We start from the raw sequence: 17,792 nt of genomic DNA on the forward strand, positions 1-17,792 counted from the left end.
TGCCGCGGTTTGTAACCTGGCACGCAGCTTGCTTGCAACTGATTACCGCATCCTGCACAGCAGGAACAGGCGCCGTAGTCTGGTAAGCGGTTTGTGGCTGCATGTCACTCCAATACATCGAATTCAGGCGAAGAAGCCCCACCGGCAATGCTGTCGGCGGGGCTTTTTTATTTGGAGTAAAACTATGAGCAAGTTGAAAACGTGGTTTCAGGGACCGCAGGACATTACCGAAGCGGAAGCGGTAGAAGATTACGCCGTGGGTCGTGTGCCCACCCATTATCGCTGGCCGATCCCCGCCATCATTCTGGTGCTGCTGGGCAACTCGACGGCGATGTTCTGGTTCAGCCTGGGCGCGGATATGAGTTATCAGGTCGGCTGGCCGCTGCTGCTGTTGCCTATTGGCTATATGGTGGTTTTCGCCACGCTGATTGGCTCCTGCATCATGAAGATGGCGAGTAAAGAAGGCTTGTCGCTTAACCTGATGACGCGCGGGCTGGGCTTTGGCTACATGGGTTCCGCGTTCACCTCGCTGATCTACGCCATCAACTTTATCTTCTACTTCCTTTTCGAAGGCACCATTGTGTCGCACGCCATCGCTAACTATGCGGGCGTGCCGGTCAACTCGGTGGCGGGCATCGCGATATTTGCCCTGATGGGATTGGCGGCAATCTGGTTTGTCTGGAAAGGCATGTCGTCGATGCAGTTCCTGCAAACCTGGGGCGTGCCGATCTTCATTCTGCTGTTTGGTTTTTGTATTTATCAGCTGACGCATCATTATCCGTCAGTCGGCTTTAGCGGCTGGCAGCCAAAAGGTGAAGTGGATAGCAACGCGCTGTGGCTGGTGATGAACATGGCGAACGGGCAGATTGTATTTCAGGGCTTGATGGCGACCGATTATGGCCGCTTCGCGCGCCCCAATATCAGTCACAAAGGCACCGCTACCATTATGCTCGGCATGCTGTTGCCGATTGTGGTGGTGATGCTGTTCGGTGCCTTTATGGCCTACACGCTGATGCCGCATATTGAGGGCGCCGACGTCTGGTCACTGGCGCTCGATCCTGGTTTTGTCTTCCCATTGATCATCGGCCTCACCGGCGTATTGTTCGCGGTGATCACGCAAATTCGCATCAACGTCCTCAACCTCTATTCCGGCTCGATTGCGCTGTCTAACACCATGGATATGGCGTTCAACTATCGTCCTGGCCGCCAATGGTGGATGTTGCTGGTGTGGCTGCTCGGCGTGGTGTTCTACGTCTGCAATATTCTGCAGTACACCGGCACTTTCCTGTCGATCACCGGCATTCTCACCAATACCTGGGTCTTCATTATCCTTGCCGACTACTTCGTGTGCCGCAAAGTGCTGCATCTCGCGCCGTCGGATTTCGTCGAGTTCCGCAAAGAGTATCTGCGGATGTGGAACCCTTCTGGCGTGATTGCGCTGTGCGTGGCGGTCGCCATCGGTGCGGCGGGCGTGTTGGGTTTGTATCCGATGGTCTACGCCTCGTTTATCGCCATGCTGGTTGGCCCGGTCCTGCACGTTGCCATTAGCGCCGCGACGCGAGGCCGCTACTACTTCAAGACCTTCCCGCAAGATATGCAGACCAGCTGGAAACCGTCAGACGCCTATCAAGGCCCGAAACCCGCTTTTAACCCGCAGCTGAGCAAGGAGGCTGAATAATGAGTATCCAAGTCGCAACCATCCAGTTTGAACCGACGCTGTTTCGCAAAGAAGAGAACGTCGCCCGCCTGCTGACACTTGCCACCGAAGCCGCACGCGACGGCGCGCGCCTGATTGTGATGCCGGAGATGGCCACCACCGGCTATTGCTGGCAGGATCGCGCCGAAGTCGCGCCCTTTGTGGAAACCGCCGATGGCCCAACCAGCCAGGCCTTTGCCGCGCTGGCGCGCGAGTTCAACTGTTATTTGGTGTTTGGCATGCCGGAACGTGACGCGGTCACCGATATCTACTACAACAGCGCACTGTTAGTCGGCCCGCAAGGGCTGATTGGCGTACATCGCAAAACCCATCCTTATATCTCGGAGCCTAAATGGGCGGCCAATGGCGATGCCGGCCATCAGGTATTCAAAACCGAGATTGGCAATATCGCCTTGCTGATTTGTATGGATATCCACTTTATTGAAACCGCGCGATTGGCTGCGGTTGGCGGCGCGCAGATTATCTGCCACATCAGCAACTGGCTGGCTGAACGCACGCCCGCACCTTACTGGCTGACGCGCGGCTGGGAAAATGGCTGCGCGTTAATCGAAAGTAATCGTTGGGGATGGGAACGCGGCGTGCAGTTCAGCGGCGGCAGTTGTATCACCGATAGCCAGGGCCAACTGCTGGCAAGCTGTGATAGCGGCGATCAGGTACTGAGCGCCGAACTAACGTTGCCGCTGGAAAATCCTGCGCTGAAAAAACGCCGACCTGAACTGTATCAGCGCCTGATGACCAACACCTTTATGTGGAATCCGCAGGAGCTCTTTGGCTTGTACGGCGCCGATCCACTGCCGCCCGCTAAAGATTCAAACATCGCCGTGGCGCAGTTCCGTCCAGAGAACGATGTGAATGCTAATCTGCAGCAAATTCGCGATTGGGCCGAGCAGGCTAAGGCGCGTGGCGTGGAATTGCTGGTGCTGCCAGAACGTGCGTTGACCGGTTACGCCGGTAAAATGAACGCGCTGACGCTGGATGATGCGCCGATTCAGGCGGTGATCAGGCTGGCGATGGAGCTGGATATTGCTCTGTTAGTCGGTTTTGCCGAGCGCGACGGCTCGCATTGCTATAACAGTTGTTTGCTGGCGAGCAGCGCCGGAATGAACGCGCATTATCGCCAGATTCACCTCAGCGAAGCTGACCAGCAATGGGCCAGCGCCGGGGATAAATGGGTGACATGCGATCTGCCGTGCGGGCGCGTCGGTTTGCTGCTGGGAGAAGATCTGCTGGTGCCGGAAGCGGCGCGCATTCTGGCGCTGGAGGGTTGCGATATCATCGCCTGCCCGTCAGCGCTGGATAAGCCTGCGCCGCTGGCGCATCAAGGCACCGCGATCCCACATGTCTGGCCGATTCCACGCGGAGCCGATCCTTATCACTGGCTATTGCCGCGTGTGCGCGCCGGAGAAAACAATGTCTGGCTGGCGTTTGCCAACTGGCCTGAAGCGGAGGGCGAAAGTTTTGGTATCAGCGGCGTGTTTGGCCCGGATACATTTGCGTTCCCGCGTCAGGAGAGCAAAGTGTTGAGCAGCAACGGATTGGTGCAACTGGCCATCACCACCGGCTCGCCAGATACAACTTATCCGAATCATGTGGTAAGACGTAAAGATCTGGTGCTGATGCGTCAGCCACATTTTTATGTCCCGTTAGTGGCGCGCTCTAATTAAACCAGGTGCGCATAAATGCGCACCCTACGAAAACCTGTAGGGTCGCCATTTATGGCGACCGTTTCACCACCCGCACTATCTCCCACGGAGTCATTTATGCCCACATCACCCAGCAAGAACGTCATCCCGGTTGGCATTCTCTATTCGGTTTCCGGCGACTACGCGGTGATTGGCCGTGAAATGCTCAACGGCATTCTGCTGGCGATTGAGGAGATCAACGCCAACCCAAACTATGACTTTACCCTGGCGCCAGTGGTGCGCGATCCCGGCGGTTCGCTGGACAAATACCACGAATACTGCCACGACCTGCTGCATCGCCACGGCGTGCGCCATCTGATCGGCTGCTACACCTCGGCAGCGCGAAAAACCATTTTGCCGCTGGTGGAAGCGGCCAACGCCCTGCTTTGGCATCCGGCACGCTATGAAGGTTTCGAAAGCAGCAACAGCGTAATTTATCTCGGTGCCACGCCCAACCAGCATGTGATTCCCCTGCTGCGCTGGCTGCTGCAGGAGCACGATGCCGAGATTTACCACGTTGGTTCCAATTACGTATGGTCGTGGGAGATGGATCGCATCACGCGTGAAGCGGTGACGGCAGCCGGCGGCAGCGTGGTGGAAAGCAAGCTGCTGCCGCTCGGTGAGGAAGATGTCAGTGAGCTGATCGGCGATATCATCACGCGACGACCAAAAGTGATCCTCAATACCATGGTCGGCAAAAGCGCCTACAGCTTCTACCGCGCATGGTATCAGGCCAGCCAACATCAGCCGTGGCTCAATCAGCCACTGAAACTGAGCATGACGCTGTGCGAACCCGAAGTGCAGTTAATTGGTGCTGCGGCGCTGGAAGGTTATCTGGTTTCAGCCAGCTGGTTCCAGTCTATCGACAGCGCCGCCAACCGCGATTTTTTACGCTGCTATCGTCAGCGTTTTGGCGATCAGGTTTCGCCGTCCGTCGATAGCCAAAGCGCGTGGTTAGCGGGCCATTTGCTGGCGCGTGCGATTGCGCGGCATGGCAACGCCGAAGTCGACGGCGTGCGCCAGGCGGTGTTACTGGATGAGATGGATTCGCCCGCTGGACCGATTCGCATCGATGCCGACAACAATCACTGCTGGCTGACGCCGCATCTGGCGCGCTGCCATGCGGGTAAGCTGGAAAGTTTCTGGCAGGCCGATGCGCCGGTGAAGCCCGATCCCTGGCTGGCATGGACCGACCTCGACCATCTCGGCAAAGGTGGAGCAAACGCATGAGTCGAAAAAACGTGCAGATGCGCGGACTGAAGGTGTGCGTGATTGGCTGCTCAGAGCGCGATAATCAACATCTGGCGCAGCAGTTTGCGCGCATGGGCATTCAAGGTGAATTTTGCGCTGAGTTCCCCAACGAAAGCGCCTTCGCGCAGCAGCAGTTGCTGGTGTTTGATGGCGACAATCCGGCGCTGTTTCATCCGACGCATAAATTGCCGTGGCCCGCGCTGCCCAAGGTGGTGCTCACCGCGATGGAAACACCGTCGCGTCTGCAGTGGATCACCGAGCAAAAGATTGACAGCTATATGCGCAAACCGGTGCGCTTTGATGGCGTGATGACCGCTTTTACCCTCGCGCTCGACAGCGCGGCGCGTATCAATCATTTGGAAGCCCAATTAAAGCGTCAGGAAGAGCGCCTGCGCGCGCGCAAGTTTCTGTTTTCCGCTCAGCTACGCGTGATGCGCGAATTGCAGCTGGAGGAAGATGATGCCTACAACCTGCTGCGCCGCGCGGCGATGGCGCAGCATATGACGATTGAAAATCTCAGCTGTGAGCTGTTGAGCGATAGCCAGCCATGGTTGAATCTGTTGAAAGCCGTTGCAGTTATCCCGCCAGCATCAAATTGAATCCGGTCACCATAAATGGCGACTTTACATGACAGCGTGCGCATTCAACTCACGCACATAATCCAGAAACGCCTGCAGCGGTGCCGGAATCAACCGGCGATCGTTGTAATAGAGCCACAGGCCGGAGAAGCTTTGCCACCAATCCGGCAGAATCGGTTGCAGACTGCCATCACTCAGCGGCGTTTTGATCCAATCCTCGAAAAGATAAACCACGCCGCAGCCAGCGATCGCCGCTTCTACCGTGAGATCCATCGCCGCGCCGATACTGCAAATCAGTGGCCCCTTCGGCTGCAAGCGCACGGTTTCCTCGCCACAGGTGAATTCCCATTCGGCAATCACGCCCGTCGCATAGCGCCCGTGTAAACAGCGATGCTGCACCAGGTCGCGCGGATGCTGCGGCGTACCGAACTGCGTCAGATACGCGGGAGACGCCGCCAACGCGAAACGCTGGGTGCGCGGACCGATCGGCAGCGCCACCATATCCTGCTCCAGATGATCATCGTAACGAATGCCGGCATCACAGCTATCGCGGAACACATCCTGCACATTACTTTCCGCCACCACTTCCAGTTGGATATCGGGATAGCGCTGCAGAAATCCCGGCACAATCGCTGGTAACACGATGCGCGCGGCGCTCACCGGCACGTTTAAGCGCAAGGTGCCGCCCGGCGTATCGCGGAACGTATTCAGTGCATCCAGCGCGGCATCCACTTCATTCATCGCCGGAAGCAAGCGCGACATCAGCGCCCTGCCAGCTTCGGTCAACGCCACGGTGCGCGTGGTGCGATTAAACAGCCGCACGCCAAGTTGCTCTTCGGCGCGCCGCACCGCATCACTTAAACGCGACGGATTGCTGCCGGTGATGCGCGCCGCCTCACGAAAACCACCCGCTTTTGCCACCGCCACCACCGCGTGCAGCAATGCGATATCCAATGCCATTGTTCGCCACCTCGTACAGTGTGTCCCGATTTGTACGGATAGTTGCACAGCACATTGGCGATTACAATCTAACCACACACTGACGAAGGAGCTTTCCATGTCTCATCCAGCATTGACTTACACCCTTGGCGATCGCCAGGTTGCACGACTCGGTTACGGTGCCATGCAGTTAGCAGGTCCCGGCGTGTTTGGTCCGCCGAAAGACGAAGCGCGCGCTTTGCAGGTGCTGCGCGATGCAGTTGCCGCAGGCGTAAATCACATTGATACTAGCGATTTCTATGGTCCGCACATCACTAATCAGCTGATCAAAAAAGCGTTACACCCTTAAGCCGACGATCTGGTGATCGTCACCAAACTGGGCGCGCGTCGTGACGAGAAAGGCGGCTGGTTACCGGCGTTTACGCCAGAAGCGTTGACGCAAGCAGTGGAAGATAATCTGCGCAATCTAGGGCTTGATGTGATGGAAGTGGTGAATCTGCGTTCGATGTTGGACGTGCATGGACCGAAGGAAGGTTCGCTGGAGCCGCAGGTTGAAGCGATGATCAAACTGAAAGAGCGCGGGCTGATTCGTCATATTGGTCTGAGCAACGTTACCGCCAAACAGGTGGCCGATGCCCAGGCAATGACGCCGATCGCCTGCGTGCAGAACCTCTACAATCTGGCCAATCGCCAGGATGAGGCGCTGCTGGACCAACTGGCAGCGCAAGGTATTCCTTACGTGCCGTTCTTCCCACTCGGTGGTTTTTCACCGCTGCAATCGGATCAGCTGAGCGAGGTGGCAAATGAACTGAGCGCGACACCGTTGCAGGTGGCGCTGGCCTGGCTGCTGCAGCGTTCGCCTAATATTTTGCTGATTCCGGGGACGTCGTCACCGGAGCACCTGAAGCAGAACCTGGCGAGTGCTGAGGTGAAACTTACGCCTGAAATTGTGCAGCGTTTGGATGGTATTGGTAAGCCATAATTTACCAGGTCGCCATAAATGGCGACCCTACGAAGACGATGCGGCCGTTGTAGGGTCGCCATTTATGGCGACCTCCTTTCAAATAATCCCCATTAGGGCGACCTCCGCCTCAAATAATCCCCATCTCCGCCAAACACCCTTTCAACGTGCCAAACGCATCCTGACACTGCCGCTCATCGACACAGGCAAAACCCAACAGCAGACCGCGCCGCTCCTGCGGATGCATATAATATTGCGACAACGGCCGCACCTTCACGCCGCGCCGCAGCGCCAGAGCGGCGACTGCCACATCGTCGCAGCCGGTTGGCAAATTCATCACCAGATGCAATCCCGCCTCGTGATTCACCACCGGCAAAAAAGCAGCCCCTAAATAACGCTCAATCAGGCTAACCATAAAGCGCCGCCGCTGGCTGTAGAGCTTACGCATGCGGCGAATATGCGACATGTAATGCCCTTTCTGAATGAACTCCGCCAGCGCGCGCTGCACCAGCAGATGACCGCCGCGATACAGTTCCGCCGCCGCCACGCGCAGCGGCTGCGCCAGCGCTTTTGGTACCACCAAATAACCGAGGCGCAGTGCTGGATAGAGCGTCTTGCTAAAAGTGCCCATGTAGATCACTGGCGCATCCGGCTCAAAGCCTTGCAGAGACGGAAACGGCTGGCCGGAGAAGCGAAACTCACTGTCGTAATCATCTTCCACCAGCCAGGTTTTGTGCTTACGCGCCAGATCGAGCAGTTGCTTGCGGCGTTCCAGGCTGAGATGAACGCCCAGCGGATATTGGTGTGACGGTGTCACGAAAATCATTTTCGGTGCGCGACTGCGCGGCGGCAAATCGGGAATTAATCCCTGCTCATCCACAGCAATGGCATTGATTTTCAGACCGTTAATGCGCAGCAGATTGCGCGTCCCCCAATAACCGGGCTCTTCGATCCACACCTGATCGCCAGGATCGCACAGCACGCGTGAAACCAAATCCACCGCCTGATGAATCCCTTCGGTGATGATGATTTGATCGGCATCGGCGCGCACCGAACGCGCCACGCTGAGGTACTCCGCCAGCGCGGCGCGCAGCTGCGGACAGCCACCGTTGCTACTGTAGATCAGCCGTTCGATATCCGGTTCACGGTTCAAACGCGCCTGAATCTGGCTGAAAAGTTTGTGAGGAAACTGCGTGACATCCGGTGCGCCAGGCACAAAAGCGCCCCACTGATACGGCGACGCATTGGCATGGCCGAGCAGCGACGCGCCGCGTTTAGAAATCGCCGCCGGTTTCGCGGTCAACGGTTCGACAGTTGCCTGATTGCGCGGCGTGTTCAGCGATCCTTCCGGTAAGTTTTCTGCAATCCAGGTGCCGCTGCCGGTACGCGCCGTGACATAGCCTTGCGCCATCAAATTCTCATACACGTTCAACACCGTATTGCGCGACACCGACAGCTCGCGCGCCAAATCACGCGTAGCGGGCAAGCGCGTGGCACGCGGAAAAATACCTTCTGCGATAGCGGCTTGCATACAGCTCAGCAAACGCTGCTGCAATGTTCCTTCCGGCATAAACTGCATGCGCTCTAATACATGATCGGCGTACAAACTTCGCAATTGGCTCCCCTCTTTTCACTGAAAGTGGCTCTGGCAAGATAGCTCAGCGCAGGCATAAATAAGCGTGTTTGTCGTGATTTGTAAAGACGCTTATCTCTAAGGAAAGGTTATGGAAGGTAAAAACAGCCAGTTGCAGCAACGTAAAGATGATGCCCTGCCACGCGGCACCGGCAATCTTTGTCAGTGGTATGTAGAGCACGCGGAGAACGCCACGCTGCGCGATGGTGAAGGCAACAGCTGGATCGATTTCGCCGGCGGCATCGCGGTGCTGAACACCGGTCATCGCCATCCGCGCATCGTGCAAGCGATTGCCGATCAGTTAGAAAAATTTACCCATACCGCATTCCAGGTCACGCCGTATGAAAGCTACGTGGCGCTGGCTGAACGCCTCAATCGCGTGGTGCCAATTGCCGGTAAAGCTAAAACCGCTTTCTTCTCCACCGGCGCAGAAGCGGTCGAAAACGCGGTGAAAGTGGCGCGGGCGGCGACGCGTCGTCACGGCATTATCACCTTCGGCAACTCTTTCCACGGTCGTACTTTTATGACCATGGCGATGACCGGCAAAGTGGCACCTTACAAACGCGACTTCGGCCCGATGCCCGCGTCGGTGTGGCACGCGCGCTATCCCAACAGCGTGACCGGCATTAGCGTTGATGATGCGCTGGCCAGCTTGCAGGACATCTTCACTCAGGACATCGCGCCACAGGATGTTGCCGCTATCGTGCTGGAGCCGATTCAGGGTGAAGGCGGCTTCCACGTCGCGCCGCCTGAATTCTTCAACCGTCTGCGTGCGCTGGCCGATGAGCACGGCATTCTGCTGATTGCCGATGAAGTACAAACCGGCTTTGCGCGCACCGGCAAGCTGTTTGCGATGGATCACTATGCGGTGAAACCGGATCTCATCACCATGGCGAAAAGCCTCGCGGGCGGCATGCCGTTATCGGCGGTCAGCGGCCGCGCCGAGATCATGGATGCGCCAGGTCCGGGCGGATTGGGCGGCACTTACGCCGGTAATCCGCTGGCGATTGCCTCGGCGCATGCGGTGCTGGACGTGATCGCCGACGAGAAGCTGTGTGAACGCTCTGCACAACTCGGCGCGCAGTTAACCGACTTCCTGCACAGCGCGCGCAGCCAGTGCTCCTCCATCACCGATATTCGCGGCCTTGGCTCGATGATCGCGGTGGAATTTACCAGCGCGCAAACTGCGCAAACTATCCAGCAACAGGCGATGGCGCGTGGGTTGCTTCTGCTCACCTGCGGCCCGCAGGGCAATGTCATCCGCTTCCTCTATCCGCTCACCATTCCTGATGCGCAGTTCAGTCAGGCGCTCGACATTCTCAGCAGCGTGCTGAGTCAACACGCCGATTCGTAACACGCTACCCAGCTCGCGCGGCGGGCTGGGCTTCTCACCTGTTGTAACCCGGTTGCGCGTGGCGCGGCCTGAGAGACGCTTTGGAGAAATATTGATGAGTTCACAGAATGCCGATGTACTGGCGCAAGGCCTGAAGCCGCGTCATGTGCGGATGTTATCGATTGGTGGCGTGATTGGTGCCGGATTGTTTGTTGGTTCAGGTCATGCGATCGCCGAAGCCGGTCCGGCGGTATTGCTGGCCTACATCGCTGCGGGCGCGTTGGTGGTGCTGATTATGCGCATGCTGGCTGAAATGGCGGTGGCGTCACCCGATTCCGGCTCCTTCTCCACTTACGCCGACAAATCGCTGGGCCGCTGGGCCGGCTTCACCATCGGCTGGCTTTACTGGTGGTTCTGGGTGTTAGTGATCCCGCTGGAAGCCAACGCCGCTGGCACCATCCTGCATTCGTGGTTTTCGCAGGTTCAAGTGTGGGAATACACGCTGGCGATCACTTCATTTCTGACCATCAGCAACCTGTTCAGCGTGAAGAACTATGGCGAGTTTGAATTCTGGTTCGCCCTGCTGAAAGTGGTGGCGATTGTGGCATTCCTCTGCGCGGGTAGTTTGGCGGTGTTCGGTTTGATGCCGGGCAGCAGCACGCAAGGAATTTCACATCTCTATGATACAAAAGGCTTTATGCCGAACGGCATCGGCGCAGTGCTGGCGGCGATCCTCACCACCATGTTCTCGTTTATGGGCACCGAGATCGTCACCATTGCCGCCGCCGAATCGCGCGAGCCGAAGAAGCAAATCACTCAGGCGACCAATTCGGTGATCTGGCGCATCGCGCTGTTCTATCTGCTGTCGATTTTCATTGTGGTGGCGCTGGTGCCGTGGAATACGCCGTCGCTGATGAAAGCGGGTTCTTACCAGACGGCGATGCAGATGATGAACGTGCCGTACGCTAAGCAGATTGTTGATGTGGTGGTGTTAATTGCGGTGTGTAGCTGCCTCAACTCTGCGCTGTATACCGCATCACGCATGATCTATTCGCTGTCACGCCGTGAAGATGCGCCAGCCATCGCGTCGCGCACCACCCGCAGCGGCACGCCGTGGGTAGCGGTGCTGCTTTCTACGGCGGCCGCCTTCCTCGCGGTGATCGCCAACTATCTGGCGCCAAGCGCAGTATTTGAGTTCCTGCTCGCCAGTTCCGGTGCCATTGCGTTGCTGGTGTATCTGGTGATCGCCGCATCCCATCTGGTGCTGCGCAAAAAGCGCGAAGCGCGCGGCGAAATCCTCAGCTATCGCATGTGGTTGTTCCCTGGCCTGACGTGGGCGACGATGGTGTTCATTGTCGGCGTGTTGATTGCCATGCTGTTTAACCAACAACACCGTCCAGAGATTATCGCCACCGGCCTGTTAACGCTGGGTGTGGTTGCCGCCAGCCGCATTGTGCAGCGCAAACGCGTGGCGCGTAAAAACGAGGAGATGGTGGCGTTACGCTCGTAACGCATTGATTCCGGGCAAGGATGCCGCGGAACTCAGTCGTACTGCACGTCGATGCTAATCGCTTCTTCCAGCACGTTGAGGTTAATCGCGCATTTGCGCCACACCGGCATACCGTTGGTCATGTTGTTATCCACGAAGTACTGCTGAAAATCCTTCAGCGCCTCCGAGAGATCGCCAATCGCGCGCGCATCGGGTTCAAACCAATCCGGTTCACCGTTTTCATCGATGTAATCGAACTGAAACTGCCCGCCATCATCGTCCGCAAACAGTTCAGCCTGAACGATCAATTCCCGCGCACCTTCGGGGCCACAGCTAAAGATGATCTGGCCGATACGGCGATAAAGGTCTTCGTATTGCATAGGTTTTGGGTTCCTCAATGGTGTTTGGTGGCGCTCGCCTGTCGTAGGGTCGCCATTTATGGCGACCTGGAAATGTTCAGCAACCGCGCGATTATATTGACTTTAGTTCGCATGATAAGAGAATGAGGCTCTTCGAACAGAAAGTTGCAAAAAAGGGAGTTTACCATAGCCTGTTCACATCGTTTTCCCTGGGTTAACACCTACAAAAAATCCGCTGCGCTGATTGCCGTTGCTGTCGCCCTCTCTCTTGCCAGTTGCTCCTCGCCGCCACCGAAATCGCTGGTCACGCCGTTGCCGACGGTGACCAAACCGCCGATGCCCACCAAACCTGCGCTGAGCAAAGAGCCGGTGCGCGGCGTGTGGCTGACCACCGTTTCACGCCTCGACTGGCCGCCTATCAATTCAGTAAATGCCAGCCCGGCCAACCGCATCCACCAGCAGCAACAGGCGTTGACCGACAAGCTGGATAAACTGAAAAGCCTCGGCATCAATACCGTGTTTTTCCAGGTGAAACCGGATGGCACTGCGCTGTGGCGCTCCAGCATCCTGCCGTGGTCAGATATGCTCACCGGCAAGATTGGCGAAGATCCTGGCTACGATCCGCTGAAATTCATGCTGGATGAGGCGCACAAACGCGGCATGAAGGTGCATGCGTGGTTCAACCCTTATCGCGTCTCAACCAACGTCAAACCGTCCACGGTTAACGCATTGAACAATACGCTTGCGCTGCAACCGGCCAGCGTGTTTGTGCTGCATCGTGACTGGATTCGTACCGCTAGCGACCGCTTCGTTCTCGATCCCGGCATTCCCGCCGCTCGCGACTGGATCACCAGCATCGTCGCGGAAGTGGTGTCGCACTATCCAATCGACGGCGTGCAATTTGATGACTATTTCTATACCGAAACGCCCGGCTCAACTCTCAACGACAACGCCACGTTCCGCCAATATGGTCAGGGTTTTGCCTCAAAAGCTGACTGGCGACGCAACAATACGCTGCTGTTGATCGAGCAGGTGTCGCGCACCATCAAGCAGTTGAACCCGAACGTGGAATTTGGCGTCAGCCCGGCGGGCGTATGGCGCAATCTGTCGCATGATGCGGCGGGTTCCGATACGCGCGGCGCTGCAGCCTATGACGAAGCCTATGCTGATACACGTCGCTGGGTGCAAATGGGATTATTGGATTACATCGCGCCGCAGCTTTACTGGCCGTTTGCACGTCAGGCCGCACGCTACGACGTGTTAGCCAACTGGTGGGCGGACGTAGTGAAGCCGACACATACGCGGCTCTATATCGGTGTGGCGCTGTATAAAATCGGCGAAGCCTCGAAAAGCGAACCGGATTGGACGGTAAGTGGCGGCGTGCCGGAGCTGAAAAAGCAGCTCGATCTCAACGAGTCAGTACCGCAAATTAACGGCACGATATTGTTCCGCGAGAATTACCTGAATCAGCCACAAACTCAGGATGCGGTGAATTATTTGCGAGACCGTTGGGGCGATTAACATTATCGTAGGGTCGCCATTCATGGCGTAGTGCATGTCAGATAAGCAGTGCGCTGACATCGCAGGGATTCCGCCCGCTAAGCATCTGGCAGTTTCAGAATGCGTGAAGCAGGCGGCCGGGTTAAGGTCCGAAGGCGCGGACCTTAGCAATCCGCGCTTTCGCCGACGTCCTGTCGGCTCATCCTGGCCGTCACTCTGCGCTCGGCGCTGCGGATGGCGCTGAACACCGCCGCCTGTGATAACAGTGCCCGAATTGGTTTTTTCGTAGGGTGCGCATTTATGCGCACCAGGTCGCCATAAATGGCAACCCTACGGAATTTGTAGCGATGGCGAGCCAGGGAAATGCACTACTGCAGCAGCGCGGGTGTTGAGGCGACATCCGAACCCGCTGAACGAGTGAGGGATTCCAGGGCGAGCCGCATGGATGCGGCGAGAGGTGGCGCTGAGCAGGAGCGAATCGCCGCCGGTCCGTCAGGAATCGTGAATGAGTGAAGGCACCGCGAAGCGGCGGGTTGGGCTGGCGCAGGGCCCGGGAGTGCAGAGGGCGCGGCCAGGCGCTCTCTGCTCGGTCGCCGCACCAGGGTGCTGCAACTGCCTCAGCACATGGCGAACGAAAGTCGCTCTGTGCTTAACTGATCGGCATTACGCCATTCATGGCGACCATTTACGCCAGCAGCTCCTCACTCTGCATCAGCGCAAAAAACGACTCCAGCTCGCGCAGCATCATGGAAGCGGCGATCGAAAGCTGGCGCTGCGGCGCCACGCAAAGTGACAAGGTAAACGGCTTCAGCACCGTATCGATCAGCGGGATAAACTTCAGTTCGCCGCGCCGATATTCATCGACAATATCCAGCCAGCACATCAGGCTAATTCCCACGTCATCGCGCACCAGCGAACGCAGCATATGAATGTTATTGGTGCGCGCCACTTCGCTGATCTTAATGCCCGAACTGTTGATCAGCGCTTCCAGCGGATCGGCCAGCATCAGCGGCGCGGCGGGCACGATAAACGGCCAGGATTCGCAATGGCTGAAACGGATCGACTCCAGATGGGCCAGCGGATGCTGGCTGCTTACCACAATACCGAGGCGTAAATCGGCAAATGACTTCACCAGCAGCTCGCGCGAACTCTGCGGATTGAGCATGATGCCGAAATCCGCATCACCCGAAGTTAACGCATTGGCGATATGGATGTTGCTCATGGTGGTCAGCGTGAAAGAGATGCCGGGATAGTCGCTGCGAATGCGCTGCAAGATCGATGAAAAGAAACCGCGATTAATCGCATCGATGGTGGCGATATGCACATGGCCGTGGCGCAATCCGCGTAAATCATCCAGCTGCGTACAAACGCGACCAAAATCCCGCTGCCAGTTTTTCGCCGCATTTAGCAGGATTTCACCCGCTGCCGTCATACGTAATCCTGATGGATGGCGCTCGAACAGCGGCATATCCAGCTGTTCCTCGACGCGTAGAATCTGCCGATCGATCGACGATGCCGAGACATGCAGCACCTCTGAAGCCTTGCGCAGCGAACCCTGGCGGGCCACTTCAGTGAAATAGAGCAGAAATCGGGAGAAGGCGAACATAAGGGGTGCTCTCTTTTTTGCAACGCATCATGCGAATTAAACAGATGGACGCTTACACAACGGCAAAATAATAATCGCTGCCATGATAAAAACAAGGGTTTGCGCGGCCTCGTGGCCGACGACATCCCTGCTCAGGCAGATTGATGATGAAATCCACTCCTTTCGCCGTCACCGTCATCGCAAAGCAGTTCAACGGTGCAGGCAATGTATTATTGACGCTGGCGAGTCGCAGCGGGCAACCGTTACCGGCTTTCACGCCCGGCGCGCATATTGATGTGCTTATTCCCGACGGCGGTAAACGCCAGTATTCACTCTGCTCTACGGCAGCCGATCACTATGAAATCTGCGTGCGTCTGGATGAGTGTTCAACCGGCGGATCGCGCTGGCTGCATCAGCAGTTAAATGTCGGCGATGATTTAGAGATTTCCGCCCCACGCAACCACTTCCCGCTGCCGCAGGCGCCACGCACGCTGCTGTTTGCTGCTGGTATCGGTTTGACGCCGCTGTTGGTGATGGCCGAAACGCTGGCGGCTCGTCAGGCCGATTTTACCCTGCACCTTTACCTGAAACGCGCCGACGAGTTGGCTTTCAGCGCACGCCTGAGCAATCTCGGCGCTCGTGTCGTCATTCATTACAGCAGCGAAGGCGACAGCCTGCGCCAGAGCGTTCCCGACGATCTCACTAAGCCAGATAACGCAGCATTGGTGTTCTGTGGTCCGGCGGGCTTTATGGATCATCTGCAGCAGCTCGCGTTTCAATTCGGCTGGGCGGAAGCACAGTTGCACAGCGAACGCTTCCAACCCACAAAGTCAGTGATGGCATGCGGTGCGTTCGAGGTGGAGATCGCCTCCTCTGGTGCACGCTTTGCCGTGGGTGAGCAACAAACTATCGCTGAAGTGCTTGAGAATGCAGGTATCGAGTTGCCGCTTTCCTGCGAGCAAGGCATGTGTGGTTCCTGTATCACCGGCGTATTGGCAGGCGAACCGGACCACCGCGATGAGGTACTGAGTAAGCAAGAACGTGCCGCCAATGATTGCATCGTGCTGTGCTGCTCGCGTGCGCGCTCACCTTTACTGGTGCTGGATCTATGAGCGGCTATCCGGGAGCGACCGGCGCACGTTTACCCCGCTGGCTGCTGCCAGAAAACTGGCCTGAAACCAACAATCAACCGAAGCTGGCGACCTTACATTTCCACGCCGCTGGCCTGCAATTCGAACCCGACAGCGCAGCCGCACCCGCTGATTATCTGCCGCTGAATGGTGCGCTGGTGCTGCCCGCGTTTATCGAGCCGCACGCGCATCTGGATAAAACCTTCACCATCCAGCGCAGCCCGGCGCAGCAGCCTGGTTTGCTGGCAGCGATTGCCGCCATGCATCAGGACCGCGCGCACTGGAACGCCGAGGATCTGCAGCAGCGCGCCAGCCAGGCGCTGCGCTGGGCGGTGGAAGCCGGTGTTGGTTTGCTGCGTACCCACATCGACTGGTTCTCCGTCGATGCACCATTAGCGTGGCAAGTGATTGGCGATCTGCACCATCCGCTGTGCAGCATTGAACGTGTCGCCCTCGCGCCACTGACCTTTTTCGCCGATGCCAGCGATGCGCAGCATATCGCCGCGCAGGTCGCGACCAGCGGTCCCGGCGCGCTGTTAGGCGGTTTTATTCACAGCAGCAACTGGGATGCGCAGGCGTTTCAGCATCTGATGCAGGCCGCCGAACTGTGGCAGCTGGATATCGATCTGCATATTGATGAAGAACTTAACGTCGAGGCGCAGGGATTACGCTGGCTGGCGCACTATTTGCAGCAGCATCCGTTTAGCGGCGCGATTACCTGCAGCCACAGCTGCGCGCTGTCGCAGCAGGATGATGCAGAACAGATTCTGGCCGTGCTGGCGCAACACAATGTGACGTTGATTGCGCTACCGCTCACCAACCTGCTGCTGCAGGACGCGGTGCCTGGCCGCACGCCGCGTTTGCGCGGTTTAACGCTGGTGAAAGAGGCGCAGGCGCTTGGCATTCCGCTGCTGCTCGGCGCTGATAACGTGCAGGACGCGTTCTGCCCGTTTGGCAGCTACGACCCGCTCGATACGCTGTTTAGCGCTTTGCTGAGCCTGCAACTGGGCGCGGCATTTGATCAGGCTTCAGCGCTGATCTGCCAACGCCGCGCGCTGCTGGCGAATGATTTAGTGATCTTTCCGCATGCCGATGTGGCGAGCTGGCCGTTGCGGCAACGTCAGCGCTATCGGCTGAAAATGGGTGTGCGTTATGGAGAAACAACAGATGGCGCTTGATGCAGGAGCGGGACAACCGCTGGCGAAATATGCCGCGTGGCGACGCGCGGGCGACTTCATTTTCCTTTCCGGCATTATTCCGGTGAACCCGCAAACCGCCACCATTGTGCGCGGCTACGACGACATTCCCGCCGCTGCACAACAACTGCTTGGCCGCACCGGCGAGTTCTCCACCGACATTAAAGAGGGGCCGATTCTGGCGCAGAGCTGGTACGTGCTGGAGAGCATCCGCACCACCATCGAAAGCGCCGGCGGCCAGATGAGCGATGTCTTCAAACTGGTGCAGTACTTCCGCAACCTCGACCATTTCCCCCATTACAGCCGGGTGCGTAAGCAATTTTTCCCCGATGCGCCGCCGGTTTCGACCGTGGTGCAGGTCAGCGAAATGCTGCCGAGTCCGGACGTCTTGATTGAAGTTGAAGCCACGGCGTGGTTGCCGCAATAACACGAGGAGTTG

At 57.5% G+C, this 17,792-nt stretch carries 14 protein-coding genes and 1 pseudogene; 11 read left to right on the plus strand and 4 right to left on the minus strand.

Going from position 1 to position 17,792, the window contains the following annotated elements:
- The first annotated feature begins 184 nt into the window (after nt 1-184).
- The 4 genes from BM323_RS15315 to BM323_RS15330 all read left to right on the plus strand — a co-directional run bounded on the left by BM323_RS15315 (nt 185) and on the right by BM323_RS15330 (nt 5,249).
- The gene (locus tag BM323_RS15315; RefSeq protein ID WP_008107479.1) at nt 185-1,678 is read left to right on the plus strand and encodes a purine-cytosine permease family protein; all 1,494 of its coding nucleotides are present in this window, start codon (nt 185-187) and stop codon (nt 1,676-1,678) included.
- On the plus strand, nt 1,678-3,381 hold the full coding sequence (locus BM323_RS15320) for a nitrilase-related carbon-nitrogen hydrolase (protein ID WP_008107481.1): 1,704 nt from the start codon (nt 1,678-1,680) through the stop codon (nt 3,379-3,381). Before BM323_RS15315 ends, BM323_RS15320 begins: the two co-directional genes overlap by 1 nt.
- 96 nt (nt 3,382-3,477) lie before the next feature.
- Nucleotides 3,478-4,629 carry a transporter substrate-binding domain-containing protein gene (locus BM323_RS15325; RefSeq protein ID WP_008107484.1) on the plus strand — a complete coding sequence of 384 codons (1,152 nt, stop codon included), beginning with the start codon at nt 3,478-3,480 and terminating at the stop codon, nt 4,627-4,629.
- Nucleotides 4,626-5,249, plus strand: a complete 624-nt coding sequence (locus tag BM323_RS15330) for an ANTAR domain-containing response regulator (protein WP_008107486.1) — start codon at nt 4,626-4,628, stop codon at nt 5,247-5,249. Before BM323_RS15325 ends, BM323_RS15330 begins: the two co-directional genes overlap by 4 nt.
- 24 nt (nt 5,250-5,273) lie before the next feature.
- Here BM323_RS15330 and BM323_RS15335 read toward each other — a convergent pair whose 3' ends face one another.
- Complete coding sequence (locus tag BM323_RS15335) at nt 5,274-6,188, minus strand: LysR substrate-binding domain-containing protein (protein WP_008107488.1); 915 nt, start codon at nt 6,186-6,188, stop codon at nt 5,274-5,276.
- 97 nt (nt 6,189-6,285) lie between these two features.
- Here BM323_RS15335 and BM323_RS15340 point away from each other — a divergent pair.
- A pseudogene (locus BM323_RS15340) lies at nt 6,286-7,149 on the plus strand (aldo/keto reductase family oxidoreductase).
- Nucleotides 7,150-7,258: 109 nt separating this feature from the next.
- Here the strand turns inward: BM323_RS15340 and BM323_RS15345 are convergent.
- A complete protein-coding gene (locus BM323_RS15345) occupies nt 7,259-8,743 on the minus strand; it encodes a MocR-like pyridoxine biosynthesis transcription factor PdxR (protein ID WP_008107492.1) in 1,485 nt (494 codons plus the stop codon).
- A 109-nt stretch (nt 8,744-8,852) separates the two neighbouring features.
- On the opposite strand from BM323_RS15345, the gene gabT reads away from it, so the two are divergent.
- Nucleotides 8,853-10,115 (plus strand): 4-aminobutyrate--2-oxoglutarate transaminase, encoded by a 1,263-nt coding sequence (gabT, locus tag BM323_RS15350; RefSeq protein WP_008107494.1) that lies wholly within the window; start codon nt 8,853-8,855, stop codon nt 10,113-10,115.
- Nucleotides 10,116-10,209: 94 nt separating this feature from the next.
- Complete coding sequence (gabP, locus tag BM323_RS15355) at nt 10,210-11,604, plus strand: GABA permease (RefSeq protein ID WP_008107497.1); 1,395 nt, start codon at nt 10,210-10,212, stop codon at nt 11,602-11,604.
- 32 nt (nt 11,605-11,636) lie between these two features.
- On the opposite strand, the gene BM323_RS15360 is transcribed toward gabP, so the two are convergent.
- Complete coding sequence (locus BM323_RS15360) at nt 11,637-11,963, minus strand: hypothetical protein (RefSeq protein ID WP_008107499.1); 327 nt, start codon at nt 11,961-11,963, stop codon at nt 11,637-11,639.
- A gap of 165 nt (nt 11,964-12,128) precedes the next feature.
- On the opposite strand from BM323_RS15360, the gene BM323_RS15365 reads away from it, so the two are divergent.
- Nucleotides 12,129-13,463 carry a glycoside hydrolase family 10-like protein gene (locus tag BM323_RS15365; RefSeq protein ID WP_081530086.1) on the plus strand — a complete coding sequence of 445 codons (1,335 nt, stop codon included), beginning with the start codon at nt 12,129-12,131 and terminating at the stop codon, nt 13,461-13,463.
- 664 nt (nt 13,464-14,127) lie between these two features.
- On the opposite strand, the gene BM323_RS15370 is transcribed toward BM323_RS15365, so the two are convergent.
- On the minus strand, nt 14,128-15,048 hold the full coding sequence (locus tag BM323_RS15370; protein ID WP_008109635.1) for a LysR family transcriptional regulator: 921 nt from the start codon (nt 15,046-15,048) through the stop codon (nt 14,128-14,130).
- A 146-nt stretch (nt 15,049-15,194) separates the two neighbouring features.
- On the opposite strand from BM323_RS15370, the gene BM323_RS15375 reads away from it, so the two are divergent.
- Genes BM323_RS15375 through BM323_RS15385 form a run of 3 tightly spaced genes read left to right on the plus strand, consistent with a single transcriptional unit; the run spans nt 15,195 to nt 17,780 of the window.
- On the plus strand, nt 15,195-16,139 hold the full coding sequence (locus BM323_RS15375) for a PDR/VanB family oxidoreductase (RefSeq protein WP_139221438.1): 945 nt from the start codon (nt 15,195-15,197) through the stop codon (nt 16,137-16,139).
- A complete protein-coding gene (locus BM323_RS15380; protein WP_008109631.1) occupies nt 16,136-17,335 on the plus strand; it encodes an amidohydrolase family protein in 1,200 nt (399 codons plus the stop codon). The genes BM323_RS15375 and BM323_RS15380 overlap by 4 nt, the downstream gene beginning before the upstream one ends.
- Nucleotides 17,325-17,780: a RidA family protein gene (locus BM323_RS15385; protein WP_061719502.1), complete on the plus strand. Its 456-nt coding sequence runs from the start codon at nt 17,325-17,327 to the stop codon at nt 17,778-17,780. Before BM323_RS15380 ends, BM323_RS15385 begins: the two co-directional genes overlap by 11 nt.
- Nucleotides 17,781-17,792: the final 12 nt, after the last annotated feature.

Source organism: Pantoea sp. YR525 (assembly GCF_900116775.1).
Taxonomy (GTDB): domain Bacteria; phylum Pseudomonadota; class Gammaproteobacteria; order Enterobacterales; family Enterobacteriaceae; genus Pantoea; species Pantoea symbiotica.

Bases quoted from the DNA above. Each gene is read 5' to 3' on its own strand.
- BM323_RS15315 (WP_008107479.1), top strand. From the start codon at position 185: ATGAGCAAGTTGAAAACGTGGTTTCAGGGACCGCAGGACATTACCGAA.
- BM323_RS15320 (WP_008107481.1), top strand. From the start codon at position 1,678: ATGAGTATCCAAGTCGCAACCATCCAGTTTGAACCGACGCTGTTTCGC.
- gabT (WP_008107494.1), top strand. From the start codon at position 8,853: ATGGAAGGTAAAAACAGCCAGTTGCAGCAACGTAAAGATGATGCCCTG.
- BM323_RS15360 (WP_008107499.1), bottom strand. From the start codon at position 11,963: ATGCAATACGAAGACCTTTATCGCCGTATCGGCCAGATCATCTTTAGC.
- BM323_RS15325 (WP_008107484.1), top strand. From the start codon at position 3,478: ATGCCCACATCACCCAGCAAGAACGTCATCCCGGTTGGCATTCTCTAT.
- BM323_RS15335 (WP_008107488.1), bottom strand. From the start codon at position 6,188: ATGGCATTGGATATCGCATTGCTGCACGCGGTGGTGGCGGTGGCAAAA.
- BM323_RS15380 (WP_008109631.1), top strand. From the start codon at position 16,136: ATGAGCGGCTATCCGGGAGCGACCGGCGCACGTTTACCCCGCTGGCTG.
- BM323_RS15375 (WP_139221438.1), top strand. From the start codon at position 15,195: ATGAAATCCACTCCTTTCGCCGTCACCGTCATCGCAAAGCAGTTCAAC.
- BM323_RS15370 (WP_008109635.1), bottom strand. From the start codon at position 15,048: ATGTTCGCCTTCTCCCGATTTCTGCTCTATTTCACTGAAGTGGCCCGC.
- BM323_RS15385 (WP_061719502.1), top strand. From the start codon at position 17,325: ATGGCGCTTGATGCAGGAGCGGGACAACCGCTGGCGAAATATGCCGCG.
- gabP (WP_008107497.1), top strand. From the start codon at position 10,210: ATGAGTTCACAGAATGCCGATGTACTGGCGCAAGGCCTGAAGCCGCGT.
- BM323_RS15330 (WP_008107486.1), top strand. From the start codon at position 4,626: ATGAGTCGAAAAAACGTGCAGATGCGCGGACTGAAGGTGTGCGTGATT.